Source organism: Paenibacillus yanchengensis (genome assembly GCF_042684845.1).
Classification (GTDB): Bacteria; Bacillota; Bacilli; order Paenibacillales; family Paenibacillaceae; genus Pristimantibacillus; species Pristimantibacillus yanchengensis.
The window spans coordinates 60562-81152 of sequence record NZ_JBHUMH010000022.1 but is presented as its reverse complement, the minus strand read 5'-3'; the positions used below and the strand labels follow the sequence as shown (position 1 = coordinate 81152).

Below are 20591 nucleotides of genomic sequence, written 5' to 3'. Positions count from 1 at the left end.
CAATCGTGACCTTGTTGATGGAATGATGCTACGCCACTTCCGTTATTTCCGGCTTTTATCTATAAGTAGTATGTACTAACTTTTCGTTTATAGCAACTTACCACTGCTGTTTTTTTTGATCAAAGCACTATTTTTATAACAAAAAAACATTCTACTATTCGACTGAAAAATCGCTTAGAGAATGTTTTTCTCCTTACTTTTGATTGCTGCGTTCTACTTTTTGAATAAGTGAAATTTGACCAGCATGAATACCTGCGTGATACATCAATCTACCGATCGCTTCCAAAGGTGTAGATGCTCCCATTGGAGATTCTACTGGCTTATGCCACGCATCCTCCGGTAAGTTACGCATCGCCGACATGATGTTTTCATTGGATAATTGCAACAGCTCTAACAATTGCTCCACGCTTTCTACACTTTCACTAACTTCACTTTGCTTTCTACTCATCCGCTCTTTCACATGCTCTGGCGTTGGTTGCCCAAAAAACCATTCCATAAAAATAAATTCCGCTTCTGCGGTATGACGAATTAACGATACAATGGTGACCGAATCCAACCCAAGCTCCAAATCACTTTGAGGAATACCCGATACTAGCTTATAAAAGCGTTGCTGAATCGTTTGCCATACTGGCAATACCGTTTCCATACTCAAAGCTTATTCGCCTCCTTTATCATCTTTCTTTTTGTCGATAACTACATGGTGAAAACCCTCAACGTCTAAATCAAAAGCAAGTCCAAAACCTGCAACATATCGACCTTTTAACGGTGTTAACTCAAATATTGAGAAATCCAGTCCACGCAACAACTTCACTATATTCTCTCCAAAAGCACCACTAAATAATGCAAATAAATCTTCATGCCCATCATTACCTATATTTTCAGCAGTACAGCACCAGCGCGCACGTTCCACTGCAAATTTATTCGTTGTCTCTGACTGATCTCCGTGCAAAAATACATCGACATATTCATTGCTTTCCATCAACTGATAGTGATCAGCAATTTGACTAATATAAATATAAAACTTTCCATCTTTCCGAACAAACGGTGCGATGCTTGTAAAAGGTTTTCCCTCCTCATCAATCATCGAAAGGATCACTTGCTCACGCGATTGTACAAATTCATTATAATTTTGACGGTGCTTCTCAATATCTACTGGCTTTTTCATTCCCTGTTCCCCCTACAATAAAAACACAATTATTATTACTTAACAGTACCTAGCAAATGAACCCGTGGTGCTTGCCCCTCTGCCTGCTGCTGTATTTCAGCATCCATGCGATAAACTTGCTTAATCATGGAAGAAGTCATCACTTGATTTGGAGTACCGCACATACAATTTTCTCCGCCTTGCACAACGATAATGCGATCGCTATACGTAGCAGCTTGGTTCAAATCATGCAGTACCATAACTACCGTCATGCCCATTTCTTTATTTAACTCCCGTACCAATTCCAAAACTTCATGCTGATGCGATATATCTAAATATGTCGTTGGCTCATCAAGCAATAATACCTTCGGTCGCTGCGCAAGCGCCATAGCAATCCAAGCCCGCTGCGACTCACCACCGGACAATCCGCCAATCGAACGATCACGGTATGCTGACAACGATGTTTTTTCAAGTGCCCACTCGACAATTTCCATATCTTCTTTGTTCAACTTTTCGTACCACTTTTTATGCGGAAAACGACCGTATGAAACTAAATCCACGACCGTCATATCACTTGGAGCATTATTTTTTTGGCTAAGCATACACATCGTACGGGCAACTTCTTTGGCATTCATTTCTTTCATATTTTTGCCTTCCAGTACAATTCGACCTGCTTCACAAGGTAACGTTCGTGACATTGCTTTTAGAAGCGTAGACTTACCAGATCCGTTCGGACCGATAATAGAGACAATTTCCCCTTGAGAAACCGAAAAAGAAAAATTATTAATGACACACTTTTTCTCATAACGAATAGAAACCGAGTCCACAGTAAACATGTCAGAATGACCTCCTGCGCATCAAATATAAAAAGTACGGACCGCCGATAGCCGCCATCAAAATACCAGATGGAATATCAAGTGGAGCAAACAACGTTCGACCACCTGTATCAGCTATTAACAACACAAGTGCGCCTAGCACCATACTCATTGGCAACATAAACTTATAATTAGAACCAACCATCAACCTTGCCATATGAGGCACAATTAAACCGACGAAACCAATCATCCCGATAGCCGCTACAGAAATAGCAGCCAAAAATACAGCTAACAATGACAACCATATCCGAATTCTATTCACATTTTCACCTAAATTAGATGCAACTTGATCACCAAGTCGAATAATGTTCGCTTTCCGAATCGCCAGAATAGATAATACCCAGCCGATTAAGGCGTACGGTAAAATCATATATAGAGCATTATTACCTTTGGCAGCCAAGCTACCATTCATCCACTGTACTGCCGTTGGCAAACGATCGCTGTACATCAAAGATAAGTAGCCAATAACACCGCCACAAATCGCATTGACTGCAACTCCCGACAATATAATCGTAATCGGAGAAATACCTGTTTTACGCCACGCTAAACTATAAACAATAGCGGCAGCGATAACGCCACCTATGAATGCTGCTATTGGTATAAGCCCCGTATACTGTGGAGCCGCCAGCATAATAAGTAGTACCATTGCAGAAGCACCGCTAGTAACCCCGGTTAAACCAGGGTCTGCTAGCGGATTGCCCATAACAGCTTGCAACAGTGCTCCAGAGATTGCGATATTAGCACCAACAATAATAGCAAGTATGACTCGTGGTAATCGAATATCAAGAATTATTGTATGGTACATATCATCATTCGCATAACCAAACAATGTTTTTAAAATTTCCGGAATAGGTACTCTCACACTACCAAGTCCAATAGCGATGATTGCAATCAATATAACAAGTGCCGCCGTTAAAAGTACAATCATCCATCCTCTGGACTTCTTCACTGTTTGCACTGCCTTCACCTTCACTTATCTATAAAAAATTGAGAAATATCTGTCAACGCTTTTTCTACGTTTATAATAGATGTAACACCGAATGTACTATAATCCAACATATGAATTTTTTTGTTTTGATAAGCAGATAATTTCGTCCAAACTTCGTTTTTCTCAATTTCTTTGTTAAATTTATCTGCTGTTGCTCCATGATCGCCAGAAGCAAGTACGAGAATAATATCTGGATCAGCCGCTACAATGTTCTCCATATTAATTGGAGAATAAGTATCCGTTACTTTGAGCGCTGATGTAGCTATATTATCCGCTCCAAGTTTCCCAACAAGACTACCCAAATAAGATTTCTCACTCATTACCATAAACGACTCAGCCGTTCCGATCACTAACATTACGGAAGGAAGTTCTTTTCCTTCTGTCAACTTTTGTAGTTCTACTTCTTTATCCGTGATCGATTGTAATTTAGTGTTCATTTCTTCTTGCTTGTTGAAATATGTACCTAGCACCTTAAAGCTAAGCTTCAAATCTGCAAAGGAATCGGTTGGTAAATAACTTGTTTGCAATTCAATACCTTCTAACGTTTTCTCTAGCGTACTGCGCAGTGATTCTGCTCCAATAAGCAGATCAGACTTTAGCGCCGTTACTACTTCCAAATCGGGCTGCATCGGCGAACCAATACGTTCCACTTGATCAAACGCAGCCGGAATCGGATTTGTAGACGTAGGAACACCTACAGGTGTGATCCCAAGCAAATGCAACATCTCTGCAACTGGTACCGATGTCGTTGCTACTCGCTCACTAATTGATTCTGGGAATTGCGCCAAAATTTCTTGCACTCTTGCATCATCTACACCATCACTAACCGCTGCTGTAGCTTCACTTGTTTCTGGACTAGCTGCCGGATTTTCTTCCTTCTTTGCCGGTTGCTCTGCACATGCAGACAATACCATTACGATAGCTATCAACATAGCTAATAAACTTTTTCTCACCAATAACCCCTCCGAAAATATAAGTGCTGTTTGTATTTTTAAATATGTGATAACGATTATCATTAACAGTATAATGATAATCGTTATCTAAAGTCAAACATTATTTCTCTATTTGTCACATTCACTGTAAATATGTTGCTAAATATCATTGAAAAAGAACAAAAAAGATGATTTCTACTTTTTAAACTGTAGAAATCATCTATTTCCATATTTTATGATTATGTGCAAGCTTAACTGTTTCCTACTAAACCTTTTATTCCGTATCCCATTCGCTCAGTGACACTTACCGCACACTTAACGTTGTCAGTGGCGGATTAGATGTTCATGTAGACCCAGATGCAGATTCAAATATAGTTTTGCTTGCTGTTACAGTTACAGTTACAGTTACAGTTACAGTAAAAATTTTATCTATACGTACAGTTGCAGTTGTCCGTCCACTAATATTCGTACTTATAGTTACCCTTGTTCTTCTATTTTAATAAGCATTTGGAATTATACTTACAGCCCAGCTGTCCAATAAGTCCCCAAAACAAAAAAAGTTGAGCAAGAAAAGATAATTTTTTCTGTTCAACTTTTTTTGTTTGTTTCGAAGGAATGCAGCGAGGCGGTTGCCTGCTATTTTCAGTAGATGATGGGCTAAGATCACGATTGTAAGTTTTTATACGATAAATCGTACAAAGCTTGTATTCCAAGGGTCTTCCCATGACCATTTATAAGATTGATCATACAAAGCTTGCATTTCAATCGTCTTTCTATTACCGGTTATACGATTTATCATACAAACTATCTGTTGTTGTGTTATGTGCACAATCTCTTGTATGTTGATTCAACTGACCAGCCGCACTGAGTGATGGGGATACGCCATGAAAACGAGTAAGTAATTAGTTTGCTTCTTCCGGACATCCTATAAAATTCCAGAAATTTCGATTTAACATATCATCTAAGTCACGACTAATGTCAGCCTCTGATACTGCCCAGCCGCTTCTGTGTAGTTTTTCATACTTATCCGCTAAGACGTTACCGATAATCGTACGGGAATGTTCCCATTTATAAATTAATTGTTCGAATACACGGCAATCGGAATGTTGCGGAATCATTGCTGTACCGAGCAGTTCCATCCGGAAACGAGTCATTTCTTCTACCATCGATTCAATATGCAAAAACCACCAACAACCGAATACCATTAAGTTGCGGAATTTTCGAGCTAGTACAGCTAATTCATGCTGATTTTCTCTCGCTAGCATCGTAATAAGAAACTTTTGATCCGGGTAATTACGGCACAGTGCCTCTACAGCAGATACGTCAGAGTGCATACTCATATCTCCCGCTAGCTGCAAACCAGGGTTAACACGGCGTTTGACACCAATCATCAAAGCAAAAGGAATCGATTTTTGCTGGCAGACAGGAACCATCACTTCATCCACCATCCGACTACGATGATCATCCGCAGGATAAGCAAAATCACCCGTCATCGAAACTGCCAAATACAATGCATCTATCTTCTCGATCCATTCGACCAGAAAACGCCGAACTTCCGCTTTTGTTTTTTCCGTCCATTCAGCAGTTACATCATAACCAAGCATTTGCAAATCCTGTACCGCTTGCTGCCAATTATTTAACAAATTATCGACTCGCAGTGCAGCATAAAATCGCTGATCCGCTTTCCCTTGATTTGTGTCCCATACTGGGCGCTCCAAAGGATCAAACGGATCGTTTGTCATTACAATTTTGCGTACTTTACTTACTTCCATTACTCGATCTACTTGCTGCTCCGTCGTAATATTAGAAAAAGCAGCGCGAATTTCATCCAAATTCCGTGCTGTAGTATCAATCCCCAAACGGTGTAAAATCGTTAAGAAACCAGTCGCCGCTTCGCTTACAGGTGAATGATCGATAAATAATTTTTTCCAAATCCAATCCGCTTGTTCTTTTTTAGTCCATGACCAAAACTGTTCATAAGGCTCATCCGACCAACGAAATGCTTCTGATATCAAATAATGATAGGTCAACAGCTCATCTACTCCCCAAAGCAATAACTCATCAAATGCTGGAGCATAGAGATGGGTGTGCATATCTGTTACTGGTGTTTGGTAAGCAAGTTGCATCGTCTTCTCTCGTACTTGATCGAACGGTAAAGCTGCTGCATTTGTCATAAACAAGTCTCCTTCTACTCTCACATTTATTAAATAGTCATTGCTCCATAGCCACCATCTACTCGTATAAACGAGCCGGTAACGAAGGACGATGCTTGCTGCGATGCCAAAAATACAGTTGCTCCCTTTAATTCACTTGGCTCTCCAAAACGATTCATCGGAGTATGGCGCATAATCGCTTTTACACGATCAGGCGATAAAATCTTTTTGTTTTGCTCCGCTGGGAAAAAGCCTGGAATTATAGCGTTAACACGTACACCATCCTGTGCAAATTCACGAGCTAAAAACTGCGTAATATTATTTACGCCAGCTTTGGATGCTGAATAAGTAAACACACGCGACAACGGAGGATCAGAAGATACAGAAGAAATATTAATAATCGAACCGCCCGCACCTTGCTTAATCATTTGTTTAGCGAACAATTGACATGCCAAAACGACACTCTTCAAGTTCGTATCCATAATATGATCCCATTCATCCATTTCCAATTCAAAAAACGGCGTAGAGCTATTAACACCTGACGCATTAATAAGCGTATCTACCCGACCACCCCATGCTAATACTTCTTCCATCATTTGTTGCAATTGCTCTTTGTTTGCCGCATCCGCTTGAAAAGCTTTCGCCACACCACCAGCAGCTTCAATCGTAGCAACGACTTGATTCGCTTTGTCCATATTTCGCCCAACTATCGCGACTTTAGAACCTGCTTCCGCAAGCGCTTCCGACATTGCTCCACCTAAAACACCATTTCCACCAATAACGACCGAGACTGTATCATCCAAACGAAACATTACAATTCCTCCATTCGATTAACAACGTTGTTATTTATTAATCTAACTATAGCTAATAAAGGATCAATTATCAATAGCCTTTTGCAAATTACCAAATAACTAGCTACACAAAAACAAGATTATTCTTGTCACCGATCAGCCAAAAAATATATATAGCAATCCAAATTTTTATACATTATACTATAATATATGTTGAAAGAGAAGGAGAGAACAACTTGACTACAGCACAAAATGATTCATTTACAGATATGCTTATTATCGGGGGCGGGCCAGCTGGTATGTTCGCAGCATTCTATGCCGGTATGCGTCAAGCAAGTGCCAAAATTATTGACAGTATGCCGCAACTAGGCGGTCAACCGATTGCTCTATATCCTGAAAAATATATTTATGATATTGCAGGATTTCCACGCATTACAGCAGCAGAGTTAACGAACAATCTAGTGGAGCAAATGAGTTTGTTCCCTGTTGGCATACATTTGGAAGAGAAAGTAGAGCAAGTTATTAAAGTGGACGAGCGTCACTTTGAAGTAATTACGGACAAGCAAGTCCATCTAGCTAGATCGGTTATTATTACAGCGGGTATCGGCGCTTTTGCCCCACGTAAACTAACGATTGAAGGTGCAGAGCGCTTTGAGAAGAGCAATCTACATTACTTCATCACTGATTTGCAACAGTTTGCAGGTCAGCATGTCATCATTAACGGTGGAGGCGATTCTGCTGTAGATTGGGCGCTAATGTTAGAGCCAATTGCGAAACAAGTGACGATTATTCATCGCCGTGATAAATTTAGAGCGCATGAGCATAGTGTAGAGCAACTGAAAAACTCTACAGTCCAAATTGTTACGCCAGCAGAAATTACACAGTTGCATAGCGATGAACAAGAAGCCCGCATTACAGGCATTACCGTTACTTATGATAAATCAGACGAAACCAAACATATAGCATGTGATGCGCTTATCATTAACTTCGGTTTCGTTTCTACACTTGGTCCTATTACAGAATGGGGTCTGGAAGTTGAGAAAGGTTCCGTCGTGGTCGATTCTCGTATGGAAACGAACATTCCGGGTATTTTTGCTGCGGGAGATATTACAACGTATCCTGGCAAAGTGAAATTGATTGCCGTTGGTTTTGGTGAAGCTCCGACTGCGGTCAATAATGCGAAAGTATACATCGATCCATCTGCTCGCCTTGCACCAGGTCATAGTAGTAATATGAAATTGTAATAAAGCATTATAAATGTTAAAAAAACAGAAGCCAGTGCCACATCAGTGAGCACTAGGCTTCTGTTTCGATTTGATAGAATAAGTGCAACGATTACCACCATCAGCCAAACATTCTCGGCGACTAATATCGGCATCTTCTAATAAAGAGCGAAACATTTGTAATTCACAGTGACAAGCATTTTTATACTTCGTAGCTACTTGCTCGATAGGGCAATTGTGTTCCTTCAACAAAAATTCTTGTTCGTTCAATTGTTCTAATTCGACCATATATCCATTGTCATTTTGAATTTGGGCAAGGATGGCAACTCGTTCGCTCATCTCTTTTCCTTGCATCAACGCATCGTACTTACTAATTAGTTTATCTTTTCTTCCCTCAAATAACTGATTAATGGCATCTGGACCAAAGCTTTCTTCCAGCTCTTGTAATAACTCTAACGTTAACGTAGGATACTTATTAGGAAAGAATCCATTCGCCTGTCCAGTCAATTCATAGACCGCTGTAGGTCTTCCCATCGATTGGCGCAATACTTTTGACGTTATTAATTGGTCACGCTCTAGTGATTGAATATGGCGACGTACTGCCATGATCGTAATCCCCAGCTCTTCCGTCAATTCTTTTGTGCTCATTGCTCCCTTAGTTTTTAACAAATGGAGAATTACTTCCCGCGTTGGGAGTTGTTGTTGTTCGCCTGGTTCGGTCATTGCCATGTTCATCACCATCCTGACTTCTGTCTTACCAACTATCATACCATGTTCCACACGTTTATGTGCTGGAAATTATATATTAAACCTTTTTTATAGTATTATATATAGTATCTATGCATACATAAATATTTTACCATACTTACATTCAAAAACGAATAATATATTAATTATACAGAAATGTTGAATAAGTTGATGAATTAAAGTATGATTAAGTAGTAATACTAAATAAAAACTTTGGAGGAATGTACAATGTCACATCAATTACCAGCACTACCATACGCAAATAACGCGCTTGAACCACATATCGACGAACAAACAATGATGATTCACCACGATCGTCATCATAATACTTACGTTACTAACCTGAATGCAGCTCTAGAATCAGCACCTGAACTACAAAGCTTGTCTGTAGAAGAGCTTATCGCTGATCTTGACCGTGTACCTGAAGCAATTCGTACAGCAGTTCGTAACAATGGCGGTGGACATGCTAACCATAGCCTATTCTGGGAAACAATCGGACCAAACGCAGGTGGCGCTCCAACTGGCGCACTAGCGGCAGCAATTGATAGCGAGCTTGGCGGATTCGAAACATTTAAAGCAGATTTTGCTAAAGCAGCTACTACTCGTTTCGGTAGCGGTTGGGCGTTTCTATCTGTAGCTAACGGCAAACTAAAAGTTGCTTCACTACCTAACCAAGATAGCCCAATTATGGAAGGTGAAACTCCTCTTCTAGGTCTTGATGTTTGGGAGCATGCTTACTATTTAAAATATCAAAACAAACGCCCTGATTATATTGCTGCATTCTGGAATGTAGTTAATTGGGACGAGGTTGGCAAACGCTACGAAGCTGCGGTAAAATAGTAGTGTTATCCAATAGCTTTCATATAGTGAGGTGTAAAACATTATGCCATTCGTAATTACGGAGCCATGCATCGACGAGAAAGCAGTAGACTGCGTTGATGTTTGTCCGGTTGATTGCATTATAGAAGGCAGTGATCAATATTTTATTGATCCAGACCTTTGCATAGACTGCGGAGCTTGTGAAGCAGCTTGTCCTGTAGGTGCAATCTTCTATGAAGAAGATCTTCCAGACGTATACAAAAGTTATGTCAAAAAAACGGAAGACTTTTTCAAGTCCCTATAGCTCTTAGCAATCATCGACGAATTGTTGTAAGATTCCAAGCAAGTAACTAAAAGATAAAGGGTAGCTTCTGGGAAGCTACCCTTTATCTTTTTACTATTTATATTTACCTAACGCGCTTGATGCCAATCATCTTCCATTAAAACAGCATAACTTTGTCGCAATAGCTCTGCTGCCATGATCGCTATCGTCGTTGTCCACATATCTTTTTCCTCACCAGAAGCAACGCGGATAAACTCCAATGTGCGATAAGGACCTTCAAAGTGCAATAACAAATCATTCGTCATCGATATCGCTGTCCGATGTCGATAATCCCGATTAAGCGCGTAATGATTACTTCTCACTGCTGCGGTAAGCGCATCTAGGTGAGCAATCGTCTCTTTTTGTTTGACACCACTCAACAACGACACTCCTGGACGTACAGCGGCAGCATATTGCGCTAGCTCCGCTTTCGGTAAATCTGTAACAATAGTTAAAACAGGATAGATTGATTCATTAATTTGCAACGCTATTTTTTCTATTTGCCCACCAAAGTTAGTATGCCAAATGACAAAATCTGGACATGATTCTCTTGCAAAATATTGCAAAGCTACTGCGCTGCTCATCCATTCGTCCGTCCACTCCGCTCCAAGGTCTAGCTTAGAAACAGCTGCTTGCACTTGTGCAACAAACGGCTCCAAATCAGCACTCGGTACAGATTGTCCATTAAACGTTATCGATTGTTCGAGACTACCCGCTACATATTTGTACTCTCCGATATGATACTGGCTATGCAGCAATATTGCAGTTAACTCCGAAACGGTATAATCTACACCTTTTGCTCCGCTAATTTGAATAATTTTGAGACGACGATTTGGATATTCTATCGCTTCCATCACTTGCTGCAACAATTTCGATCTCCTCCAGAACAAATCATTTAGTTGTTTCAGTTTCCTACTATAATTATAATAGATACTTCATATTTTTCATACTATTGGTAATATAAAGCTGTTAATTGCGAAGCAATTTTATTTCATTCTGCTCACTGTCGATTAATAAATTTTGGCCATCGAGAAACCAGGCATCGTTATCAGCTATAAAAAAGTGAATGCCGCCTGCAACATACTCGAGTGCTATTTGCTCCGGATCATCTTTCATAATTCCAAGTGCGAACGCGTCTTCTCCGCCACCACTATATCGTACAAAAATACGAACATGATCTCCTTGCTCGATGGACCACTCTTTCAAAAAGCATTGTACTGCTGCATCTGTTACCGTAAGTTTCATGATGTTTCCCTCCTTGTCATGCATATATCCTATGCACTGACTAATCAGTTATTTTTGAATTACTTCATTTATATATATTATTATACATCTATGTATATAAATTATGATGAATGTACTCTCATTTGTCAATGATTCATCACATTAACGCTAAATTTAAAAAACATTTGTGAAATGATTTGCTGGTTCTTCACTTTTGATGTATCTTGTAAATATATTAGAATAAATGGGTTTCTTTTTTAAAGTATAGAAAGGAGGCACCCCCTCTGAGCACAGAATTATTGCGAAACAGCTTACAACAACTTTGCCCTGCTATGGATATTAAAAGCTGTGAACTAATGGCACGGCATACATTTACTCGTACGGGTGGCGCAGCTGATCTATTCGTTCAACCAACAACGTTTGAAGAAGTACAACAAATCGTTACAGCAGCCAAACAATTACATTTACCAATAACTACACTTGGCTACGGAACAAATGTTATCGTACGTGATAGCGGCATCCGTGGTATTGTCATGAATATGAATAAACTTGACCACATTCAAGTAGACAATACGATTATTACAGCACAAAGCGGTGCTAGTATTATTCAAGTCTCCCGTCTGGCAAGAGACCATCATTTGAGCGGGCTAGAGTTTGCTTGTGGCATTCCTGGTAGCGTCGGTGGTGCATTGATGATGAACGCTGGGGCATACGGTGGAGAAGTTTCCTTCGTATTGAAAGAAGCTACAGTATTAGATTCATCGGGACAGCTACTTGTACTGGATCATACCCAATTCAACTTTAGCTATCGTTCCAGCATCTTTGAACAGCAGCATTACACCGTACTAGAAGCAGTATTTGAATTACAAAAAGCTGAACTTACCGCTATTCAAAGCAAGATGGATGAAAATACGATGCTTCGTGAACAAAAACAACCTTTGGAATATCCATCCTGCGGCAGTGTTTTCAAACGACCACCTAATATGTTTGCCGGTAAACTCATTTCGGATAGTGGACTAATGGGAACACGTATCGGCGGAGCGGAAGTATCGACCAAGCATGCCGGATTTATTGTCAACGTCGATCAGGCTACATCAACCGATTATTTACAATTAATTGAACATGTCAAACAAACAGTATGGAACAATTACCAAGTACGGCTAGAAACAGAAGTGAAAATAATTGGCGATCTCCGTGATGATTCTTTGCAACAATAATAGAATTCCATCGATGATGATTGTATAGGTTCGAGGTGAAAACAATGGGGCTTGGAATAGTAATCGTAGAAAAATGTAATCGCAATGCACTAAATTTAGATGAACTAGAAGCATTAGAGAAAAAGTATCCAGACATAGCAGTTATTGCAATGGAATGTTTGAACGAATGCCGCCTTTGTCAAACAAGACCCTATGCACTCGTCAATGGACAGAAAGTACATGGAAAGACAGCTGAAGAGTCGATTCGCCAAATAGAACAAGCAATTATTGCCGAATTGGATCAGTATTGAATATGGGCAAACCGTTGTAGCTGAAGCTTTATACGATATTTCGTATAAAAGGGCATGGGCAGAACGCTGTAGACGAAGCTTTATACGATATTTCGTACAAAAGGGCGTGGGCAGACCGTGTAGACGAAGCTTTATACGATATTTCGTATAAAAGGACGGAGGCAGACCCTTGTAGACGAAGCTTTATACGATATTTCGTACAAAAGGGCGTGGGCTGACCGCTGTAGACGAAGCTTTATACGATATTTCGTACAAAAGGACGGAGGCAGACCCTTATNGCATCTGGAAGAAAATAAGAAGAGCCATGATGAATTATTTCCTTTAGAATGAAGTTGTCGAGACGACATTCAATGGAGGGATTCATCATGACTCAATATCAGATTACACTAAATGAAGAACTTTTGCATCAATTATTTATTGCAAATTGTTGGAATACTGGTATATAAGGTTCTTTTTTGGGCTGACTTTGTTATTTACGGGAAACGCTGTACCCTTTATCTTGTAACAGTTTTATAATGCCATGCTCACCCAAATAATGTGCTGCACCTACGACAATAAAGTACTCTTCTTCTTTTCCGCTATTCAAATAGCCATCAATCTTCTTAGCCATCTCGATATTACGGTCAATCAGCATCGCTTTATTGTATTCTTCATTGCCAGACATACTATTAGTTAACTCTAACAACTGTTCCTCATCACCACTAACCCACATGTTCGCCATCTCTTTTACGCTTTGATCTATAACATCAAAGTTTTCAATCGCACTTAGTAATGTTTCTTCTTGCAGTTCTTTCGAAAATCCAGCAAACATTCCAAGTTGCGATTCATATGACTCTAGCTCTATAATAGGCATTTTGCGTTCCAGCGCTTTTTGAATAAAGTACAAATCAACACCTGCTGCTGCATCAAAACCTGCTTCTGTTGATTTTAAACTACTTAAAGTCGTTTCCACTATCCACGGTTTGAATGCATCCAACGCATTTGCTTCCATTCCATTCTCTTTAAGAAGAACACCTAACTTTTTGTACGTATCTGCTGAAATATGATCTTTTAACGTTGTACCATCTTGGTACATTCCCATATCTACCATCAAGTTTTGCTGCTCTTCATCAGCCGCTTTACTAATATCTATTTCTACTCCCAAATAATCCGCTTCTTTAAAAGCTTCCTCATACTCTGCACGCAGTGGATAAAAACTATCGTCAGCTAGATGCATAGATCCTACTAAATAAACGGTTGTTTTGCCATTTTCCACTTCCCACATAAATCCGCGTCCAACACTTTTTGCAGTTTCTGTACTATTTCCTTTGGACACTAACAACACAGTACGAGTAGCTTGATCCCAGCGAACATCATATCCTGTAGCATCACCGACAACACGAATTGGTGCATAAGTTACACCATTTACACGTTTTAGCTTGCTTTTGAGCGTTATTTTTTTGCCATCTACAACAGCTACAATCGTATCATTATTAGCAGTTGCTAGTTTTGCATCCATCGCTTCGAGCGTCGAACGTAACGGTACATAAGTCGTATTTCGCTCTATAATTGGAGCACCAGTTGAATATTCTACTTTTTCGTTGTTAATTTTAATAGAAGTAGCAGATGGTGCTGCGGCTGCCGCAACCGGTAACGCTGTTGTTAACAATGCTAGTGCAACCGTCAGTGATAATAGTTTCTTCTTCCAATGATTCATATGTCATATCTCCCTTATTTAAATAATCTATATTACATACGGTTAATAGACCAATAGGTTGCTATTATTTCATGATCTGTTTCATAACTAGAGCCATTTAACTATTTGAGATAAAATAATAAAGCGGTACAATAAAATCAGATGATACCCTTTTGAGATGAGGAGATAGAAAAATGACCAACTCCAATCATACTTCTCCAGCATTTGATCCAGATAAAATTTATGTACAACCTGATTATATATTGCAAGAGCTACAAAAGAACGAATTAACAAAACAATGCTATATTAGCGATATCGGCTGTTTTCCCGAGGCGAAAGCTCATTTGCGAGAACGGCTAAGTGGATGTGAGGAACATATCCTTATTTATTGTGCGGATGGCGAGGGATGGTTAGAATTTGACAATCAACCGAAAACGACTATTAAACCCCGACAACTGATCGTTATTCCAGCAGGAACACCGCATCGTTATGGAGCTGTAAATGATAATCCTTGGAGTATTTATTGGATGCACATACAAGGTACACATGCAATGGAACTGATGCAGACGTACGCATTAACTAGTCAACCTCTTACTTTTTCCACCAACCTACATCAAAGATGGATAGAAGAGATAGAACAATGCTATACATTGTTAACAGAGAAACCATATGCGATGGCAAGTCATATTTATGTATCACAATGTATTCGTCACTTGATCAGCCATGTCGGACTAGCACTAACGAATGATAATAGTAACAGTCAACATGCTCATTATTTCGATCAAGCTGTCCGCTATATGATGACACAACTAGATCGATCACTTTCGCTTACTCAACTTGCGGATCATATTGGATTATCCAAACAACATCTGATCTATATGTTCAACCAGGAAACAGGTACTCCACCAATTGAATTTTACTTACGTCTAAAAATACAACGTGCTAGCCAATTGTTAGCTTTAACTAATTTAAGTATAAAAGAGATTGCCAACTCCGTAGGAATACATGATCCATACTACTTCTCCAGATTATTCAAAAAAATAATGGGATGCTCGCCGACATATTATCGAAACATCCCAAAAGGTTAATAGGATCTATTATTGTTTATAGTCACCTAGTCGACCATCGATTACTGAAAACCCGGTAGGGCGAACGATCTGAAACGAAATTTCTTCCCATCGCTCGACACTAATTGCTGGATTAGTAATCATATAAGATTGTCCTGGAGATAGTGCTGGCAGTATCACTTCTGCATTGTCTCCTTGCTCATTTTCCAAGCTTATTCTGTAACCATCAATAGCATAGTTCGGAATATCATTCCGTACCGTTACCGTTAGCTCCAGCCCCTCAGTCACTGCATTGTAAACTGCTGTTAGCTCTACTGGTGATCCTAAAGTACGAAGTGCATAGTAGGAAGGCTTCGCATTTCCATACATATCCATTGAACCATGGACCCGTTGGCAGAATCGCCCTACTCCTTCTTCCCCCATCTGTGTACGATAATCATTTAGGCTAAAATAGTACAACACAGCAATACTTTTATGTTTACGATATTCGAGCGTATTTTCAATTAATATTTGTTCACGACGTTCGTCTCCACCTGTAAACTTCGGTTCACACAATCCAAACTCAGATATTACTAACGGTTTATCAGGATAGGCAGCTACAATTTGTTTGATCTCTGCTGTACGATCCAAATCACCATGCCATGTGCCAATATAATCGTTCCACATAATCATATCGCCTACACCTGATGCATCTGCTGCTGGATTTTCATGAACGCTATTAGATACATAGTTAATCGACCGTGTATGATCTAATTGCTCGATTACCAATTTTAATCGTTCAAAGTAGCGTACTGTAATCGGAGATTGTGCATTCACTTCATTACCCATTCCCCATGCAAAAATACTCGGATGATTATAATGTCTAGCAATCATGGCTTCCGCATGTTTTGTAGCAAGTGCTAATGTCTCATCGCCTGGATCAAACGGTTGTGCCCAATGAGGTATTTCCTCTTGTACTAGTAATCCATTACGGTCACACCAATCCAATAATTTACTATCTTGTTGCCAGTGGAATCTTGTAATGACACAGTTTGCATGTTTAATATGGGTTAGCATTTCAAACAATTGTTCTTCCGTCTCTGCCATGCCACGCTCTGGATGAGAACCTGGCATCCATTCTACACCCATCAAACGAACCGGCTCACGATTAAGTAACAACTGATTACCAACTGCTTTTATTTCCCGAAAGCCAACGTTTACGACGAGTTCATCAACCGCTTGCTCCACTTCACCTACAAATAGTGTAAGACGAACGGAATACAAATGAGGGTGGTCAAAATGCCATAAATCTAGTTTATCTACCGTTAACTCCGAAAGTGTTATTATGCCTTCTTTAGCTGTCACAGCCTGCTCTACTACTTGCTCCTTCACTACTTGTCCATCTTTTTCTACCGTAACGTTCAAGCGGAAATTAGTAGTGCTATCGCCATCCAATAATGGATTATTCCACAAGTGAACTGTCCCCGATAATACACCAGAGTTAGCGTTGCGTTCATTTTTTTCAAATAGTGGTGCAGCAGAAAGCTTAGCATAATCAATGGCATATTGACCAGTTACGATAAAAGATACTCCCCGATAAATACCGCCATCATCTGCCCAATCAAATGTATTATTCATAGGCAATGCGGTAGCGCTATTTTCATTATTTACAGATACAACAAGCAACTGCGTTGCTGCATTATTTAAGAAAGGAGTAATATCTATCAAAAATGGGGTGTAGCCAGAGCCGTTATGCTCTAATACCTTCTGACCGTTAAGCCAAATGATAGTATCTCGATAAACCGCATCGAATTGCACTCGAACAAGTTTGTCTTGCCAATCTTCAGGAACTGTAAAAGAATAACTATACCAGCCCGTACCTCGGTAATCTTCTAAACCTTCTTGTATATTCCACGTATGAGGAATTCGCACTTGCTGCCCATCCGTTAGTCCATGCTTATACCACTCTTGCTCATTTCCCTCATTCGCCATATCCGCTTGGAACAACCATTCTCCATCTAATGGTACGATTTGTCTAGCCATCATCATCTTCCTCTCATATAAATTGTTATTTTCTTTCATTATAGAAAGGAAACCGCCAATCGCCCATTCATAAAAGTCGGAAGATGATGGACTATATTTTATTAAATTTCCACAAATAGCGCTATCGCCCACTAAAGTACTCTTGCTTCAAAATCGTACCCGAGGTGACGAACATCCGAAGCGATTTCTTGCTACGTTTCAAGGTTATTTACAGGTAGATGGTTGTGCAGGCTAGCATAAGGTGAAAGGAGCAACGCTAGTTGGCTGCTGGGCACATGCCAGACACAAATATGATGAAACAATCAAAGGCGCACCACCTAGTCATGACAAGCCGACGCTGGCTAGTGAGAGAATGGCTTACTGCAACCAGCTATATGCCATCGAGCGAAAATTATCATCTACACAGCAGAAGAACGTTACGTGAAGCGACAAGCACAAAAGGGATCGAGAAAAGGGCATACTGGCACGACCCAGAACTGCTTTCGGAAGTCGTTAGAACACTAACCTTTTTGTGAGGTACTTTTGCAGGAGGTGGGTAAGGTATCTGACCATTGTAATAAGGCATCAAGCCTAGCCTATTCGTCTAGTGTTGTGTTAGGAAGGTGAGCGTCAAATTGCCCACACCTAGCGGTGAGGAAAAAAAGCAGTCAGCTTTTGCCATTGATTAAGGCTGTAAGCAATGGCTTGTCCCAGTAAATTTTTCGGTAAGGTACGAGAGACGTTAATGTGAAAATTAATTCAAATATATTTTAAAGCTGCACTGGCTTCATTTTTTAATTTTTGAACTTTTGCTTAGCTTTCATTTTTATTATCCTACTGCGTAAAAATCCGTAGAAGAGATTTGAGGGCACGAAGAATTGTGATTTTAGGAAAGCTAACTTTTGATGTTTATTTATAAACGGTCTTAATTCAGACTCATAGTTTTCTAATGCTGTCTGTATATCTTCTGGAGATTGAGATAGTTTTTCTCCTAATACATTTGCACCCATCATTCCAGCACTCGCACCCATTCCAGAGTATAAAGTTAAACACCATGCTGAATCACCTAACATTACTACATTCCCCTTACTCCATTTGGGCATTATCACTTGATGCACAGAATCAGTTAATGGATTTTCAGCTTTTTCAAGTTCACTTAAAGCATGGTTAACAAAGTTTTCTCCAGTCATTCCTTTATATTTATCCTTCAATACATCTTTAATCGGATATATGAATTGTGAATCAATATCTTTTGTCCGATAAGTGAATAACACCGTAGGATTTGTATCTTTCAAACCAAAAAACCATACAGAACGATTTTTCTCAACTAAAGTAATACTTTGCTGATTTATTAGGACAGGCAAATCTTTTTTCATTTGAAATGCGACTATCATCGTATTTAGAGATTTCATGTATTTATCGTGAGAACCGAATACTAATGATCGTACTGTTGAACGCAATCCATCAGCACCAATAACTAAATCATATGACTCTGTTTGAACTACATCTGTTAATATATTCTTTAATTTTACGTTTACGACTTGGTCTTTTTGTTTAATCTCAATGGGTACAGTGCTATAAATAATTTTTATGGACTGATCAACAGTTTGCCATAATCCCTCTTCAATATCTCCTCTAAGCGTTGATTGCGGGTTGCCAGGTTGGTCTGAGAATGAAATACCCCTCTTCATTTTTCCTTTTTTATTCATCTCGAAATTTTCTATAGAGTCATCTGGTGTTCTTATTTTGATTTCTTCATATGACCCTAACTTTTGAGCTGCTTTTATACCTTCTGGAAATAAACCAATAAAGTAACCACCACGTCTACGTTCAGAAGCTCTTTCAATAATTACAGGTTCCCATCCTATGTTTTTTAAACTAATTGCTGCAGACATACCTGCTATTCCGAGTCCTACAATTAATACTTTTTTCATAATAATCACCCTTCTTTTAATAAACATATGTATACTTATATTGTATTTGTAGCTAAATTATATTTTGTATAGTATTGGATAACAACCGATAATAATCTTAAAATGTTGTTAAATGATACATATTAGTTAATTTGTATTGTTATCTACGTGAAGGGTGGATTGTGAATGAATAGCGAAAAAGAGGACTTACGTGTTAGACGAACTAGGACACTTCTGTATAAGGCAATCTTAGAAATAATCAACAATCATTCATTTGAAAGTATAACAGTCAAACAAATTTGTGAGCACGCTATGGTAAATAGAGCTACCTTTTATAAATATTTTATGGATAAATATCACTTACTTTCAGAGGCGTTCAGAGAGCTCTCCAGTCAAGAAGTGATTATAAGCAAAGATGACTTGTCCCCCAGAGATATGTTTAAACAGGGCTTAATCTTCGCAAATAATCATAAAAATCTTTTTATGCAAGTTCTATCAGAAGAAAGAGACTCGTTACGAGGAATAATTAAAGAAGAACTACGTGGTGGATTACGGGGGCATCTGGCTATTAAACACTCTTTGCCAAATGACTCAATAATGCTAGATCTATTGACTGAAGCTCATACGGGCGCGGTAATAAATGTGATTTTTTGGTGTCTTGAAAATAATATAAAAACGGAAACCGAAGAAATTTACAAAGTATTTGATAACTTTCATTTGTAAAGTTATGAAAAAAATGTTGTCTTCTTGGAAAGAGAGTGAATCTTGATTCTAGCCACAGCTCGAGACGAAGTTTTCGACTAACGGTTACCCTTAGTCGTCTGTTATGATTTTAGGAATAATCCTAATTTGGGGCAATTTATTGGATGAATCTAGTCCAAACCTATTAAAGGAACATCAACAATTGTTGTTACTCCATGTCTCGTATCAAACGCATATGCTAAACCTCCCCAAGCGCCATTCCTGAGACAAACATTTTGTTCCACTTCTGGTTGTTATTTAACGTGTTCTCTCCACTCATGCATGGCAGCATCCTCTCAATGAAAAACCCATGATTCACCTTATTAAAGGAATCATGGGCCGCAATTCTTACATTATTATTCATTTTTTAATTTATTCTTTACGTAATTTAGTACTTCTAACAGTGTCTTTTCTGGAAGAATCCTTACTACATCTAAAAGTTCATTTCGCAATACTTAACAAGCGTCTA

Annotated in this window: 21 protein-coding genes; 8 read left to right on the top strand and 13 right to left on the bottom strand. The window is 39.2% G+C overall.

Annotated features, from left to right (window positions below; translation table 11 throughout):
- Positions 1–193: 193 nt before the first annotated feature.
- The 7 genes from ACFSTH_RS10905 to ACFSTH_RS10875 all read right to left on the bottom strand — a co-directional run bounded on the left by ACFSTH_RS10905 (position 194) and on the right by ACFSTH_RS10875 (position 6904).
- On the bottom strand, positions 194–646 hold the full coding sequence (locus ACFSTH_RS10905; RefSeq protein ID WP_377771372.1) for a DinB family protein: 453 nt from the start codon (positions 644–646) through the stop codon (positions 194–196).
- Between the two features lie 9 nt (positions 647–655).
- Positions 656–1165, bottom strand: a complete 510-nt coding sequence (locus ACFSTH_RS10900) for a HugZ family pyridoxamine 5'-phosphate oxidase (RefSeq protein WP_377771178.1) — start codon at positions 1163–1165, stop codon at positions 656–658.
- A 35-nt stretch (positions 1166–1200) separates the two neighbouring features.
- Positions 1201–1980: an ABC transporter ATP-binding protein gene (locus tag ACFSTH_RS10895; protein ID WP_377771176.1), complete on the bottom strand. Its 780-nt coding sequence runs from the start codon at positions 1978–1980 to the stop codon at positions 1201–1203.
- Position 1981: 1 nt separating this feature from the next.
- Positions 1982–2977 (bottom strand): FecCD family ABC transporter permease, encoded by a 996-nt coding sequence (locus tag ACFSTH_RS10890; RefSeq protein ID WP_377793663.1) that lies wholly within the window; start codon positions 2975–2977, stop codon positions 1982–1984.
- A gap of 11 nt (positions 2978–2988) precedes the next feature.
- Positions 2989–3960, bottom strand: coding sequence for an ABC transporter substrate-binding protein (locus tag ACFSTH_RS10885; RefSeq protein WP_377771172.1), 972 nt, complete (start codon positions 3958–3960; stop codon positions 2989–2991).
- 881 nt (positions 3961–4841) lie between these two features.
- Complete coding sequence (locus ACFSTH_RS10880) at positions 4842–6113, bottom strand: glucuronate isomerase (protein WP_377771170.1); 1272 nt, start codon at positions 6111–6113, stop codon at positions 4842–4844.
- Between the two features lie 29 nt (positions 6114–6142).
- The gene (locus tag ACFSTH_RS10875) at positions 6143–6904 is read right to left on the bottom strand and encodes an SDR family oxidoreductase (protein ID WP_377771168.1); all 762 of its coding nucleotides are present in this window, start codon (positions 6902–6904) and stop codon (positions 6143–6145) included.
- A gap of 248 nt (positions 6905–7152) precedes the next feature.
- Here ACFSTH_RS10875 and ACFSTH_RS10870 point away from each other — a divergent pair, with 248 nt between their 5' ends.
- Positions 7153–8127, top strand: coding sequence for an NAD(P)/FAD-dependent oxidoreductase (locus ACFSTH_RS10870; RefSeq protein ID WP_377771370.1), 975 nt, complete (start codon positions 7153–7155; stop codon positions 8125–8127).
- Positions 8128–8169: 42 nt separating this feature from the next.
- Here ACFSTH_RS10870 and ACFSTH_RS10865 read toward each other — a convergent pair whose 3' ends face one another.
- Positions 8170–8835 carry a helix-turn-helix transcriptional regulator gene (locus ACFSTH_RS10865; protein WP_377771166.1) on the bottom strand — a complete coding sequence of 222 codons (666 nt, stop codon included), beginning with the start codon at positions 8833–8835 and terminating at the stop codon, positions 8170–8172.
- A gap of 246 nt (positions 8836–9081) precedes the next feature.
- On the opposite strand from ACFSTH_RS10865, the gene ACFSTH_RS10860 reads away from it, so the two are divergent.
- Entirely contained in the window at positions 9082–9693 is a 612-nt protein-coding gene (locus tag ACFSTH_RS10860; RefSeq protein ID WP_377771164.1) for a superoxide dismutase, read from the top strand.
- Between the two features lie 43 nt (positions 9694–9736).
- A complete protein-coding gene (locus ACFSTH_RS10855; RefSeq protein ID WP_377771162.1) occupies positions 9737–9976 on the top strand; it encodes an indolepyruvate ferredoxin oxidoreductase subunit alpha in 240 nt (79 codons plus the stop codon).
- A gap of 107 nt (positions 9977–10083) precedes the next feature.
- Here ACFSTH_RS10855 and ACFSTH_RS10850 read toward each other — a convergent pair whose 3' ends face one another.
- Positions 10084–10863 (bottom strand): hypothetical protein, encoded by a 780-nt coding sequence (locus ACFSTH_RS10850; protein WP_377771160.1) that lies wholly within the window; start codon positions 10861–10863, stop codon positions 10084–10086.
- A gap of 100 nt (positions 10864–10963) precedes the next feature.
- A complete protein-coding gene (locus ACFSTH_RS10845) occupies positions 10964–11239 on the bottom strand; it encodes a HesB/YadR/YfhF family protein (protein WP_377771158.1) in 276 nt (91 codons plus the stop codon).
- A gap of 311 nt (positions 11240–11550) precedes the next feature.
- Here ACFSTH_RS10845 and murB point away from each other — a divergent pair, with 311 nt between their 5' ends.
- Positions 11551–12435 (top strand): UDP-N-acetylmuramate dehydrogenase, encoded by an 885-nt coding sequence (gene murB, locus ACFSTH_RS10840; RefSeq protein ID WP_377771368.1) that lies wholly within the window; start codon positions 11551–11553, stop codon positions 12433–12435.
- A gap of 44 nt (positions 12436–12479) precedes the next feature.
- Positions 12480–12725, top strand: coding sequence for a DUF1450 domain-containing protein (locus ACFSTH_RS10835; protein WP_377771156.1), 246 nt, complete (start codon positions 12480–12482; stop codon positions 12723–12725).
- 469 nt (positions 12726–13194) lie between these two features.
- Here ACFSTH_RS10835 and ACFSTH_RS10830 read toward each other — a convergent pair whose 3' ends face one another.
- Positions 13195–14421 (bottom strand): TraB/GumN family protein, encoded by a 1227-nt coding sequence (locus tag ACFSTH_RS10830; RefSeq protein WP_377771154.1) that lies wholly within the window; start codon positions 14419–14421, stop codon positions 13195–13197.
- 173 nt (positions 14422–14594) lie between these two features.
- On the opposite strand from ACFSTH_RS10830, the gene ACFSTH_RS10825 reads away from it, so the two are divergent.
- Complete coding sequence (locus ACFSTH_RS10825) at positions 14595–15488, top strand: AraC family transcriptional regulator (RefSeq protein WP_377771152.1); 894 nt, start codon at positions 14595–14597, stop codon at positions 15486–15488.
- Between the two features lie 9 nt (positions 15489–15497).
- Here ACFSTH_RS10825 and ACFSTH_RS10820 read toward each other — a convergent pair whose 3' ends face one another.
- Entirely contained in the window at positions 15498–17621 is a 2124-nt protein-coding gene (locus ACFSTH_RS10820; protein ID WP_377771150.1) for a glycoside hydrolase family 2 protein, read from the bottom strand.
- Positions 17622–17730: 109 nt separating this feature from the next.
- Here ACFSTH_RS10820 and ACFSTH_RS10815 point away from each other — a divergent pair, with 109 nt between their 5' ends.
- The gene (locus ACFSTH_RS10815) at positions 17731–17913 is read left to right on the top strand and encodes an IS66 family transposase (RefSeq protein WP_377771148.1); all 183 of its coding nucleotides are present in this window, start codon (positions 17731–17733) and stop codon (positions 17911–17913) included.
- A gap of 349 nt (positions 17914–18262) precedes the next feature.
- Here the strand turns inward: ACFSTH_RS10815 and ACFSTH_RS10810 are convergent, their stop codons facing one another.
- Positions 18263–19402 carry an FAD-dependent monooxygenase gene (locus ACFSTH_RS10810; RefSeq protein ID WP_377771146.1) on the bottom strand — a complete coding sequence of 380 codons (1140 nt, stop codon included), beginning with the start codon at positions 19400–19402 and terminating at the stop codon, positions 18263–18265.
- 165 nt (positions 19403–19567) lie between these two features.
- Here ACFSTH_RS10810 and ACFSTH_RS10805 point away from each other — a divergent pair, with 165 nt between their 5' ends.
- A complete protein-coding gene (locus ACFSTH_RS10805; RefSeq protein WP_377771144.1) occupies positions 19568–20104 on the top strand; it encodes a TetR/AcrR family transcriptional regulator in 537 nt (178 codons plus the stop codon).
- Positions 20105–20591 lie beyond the last annotated feature (487 nt).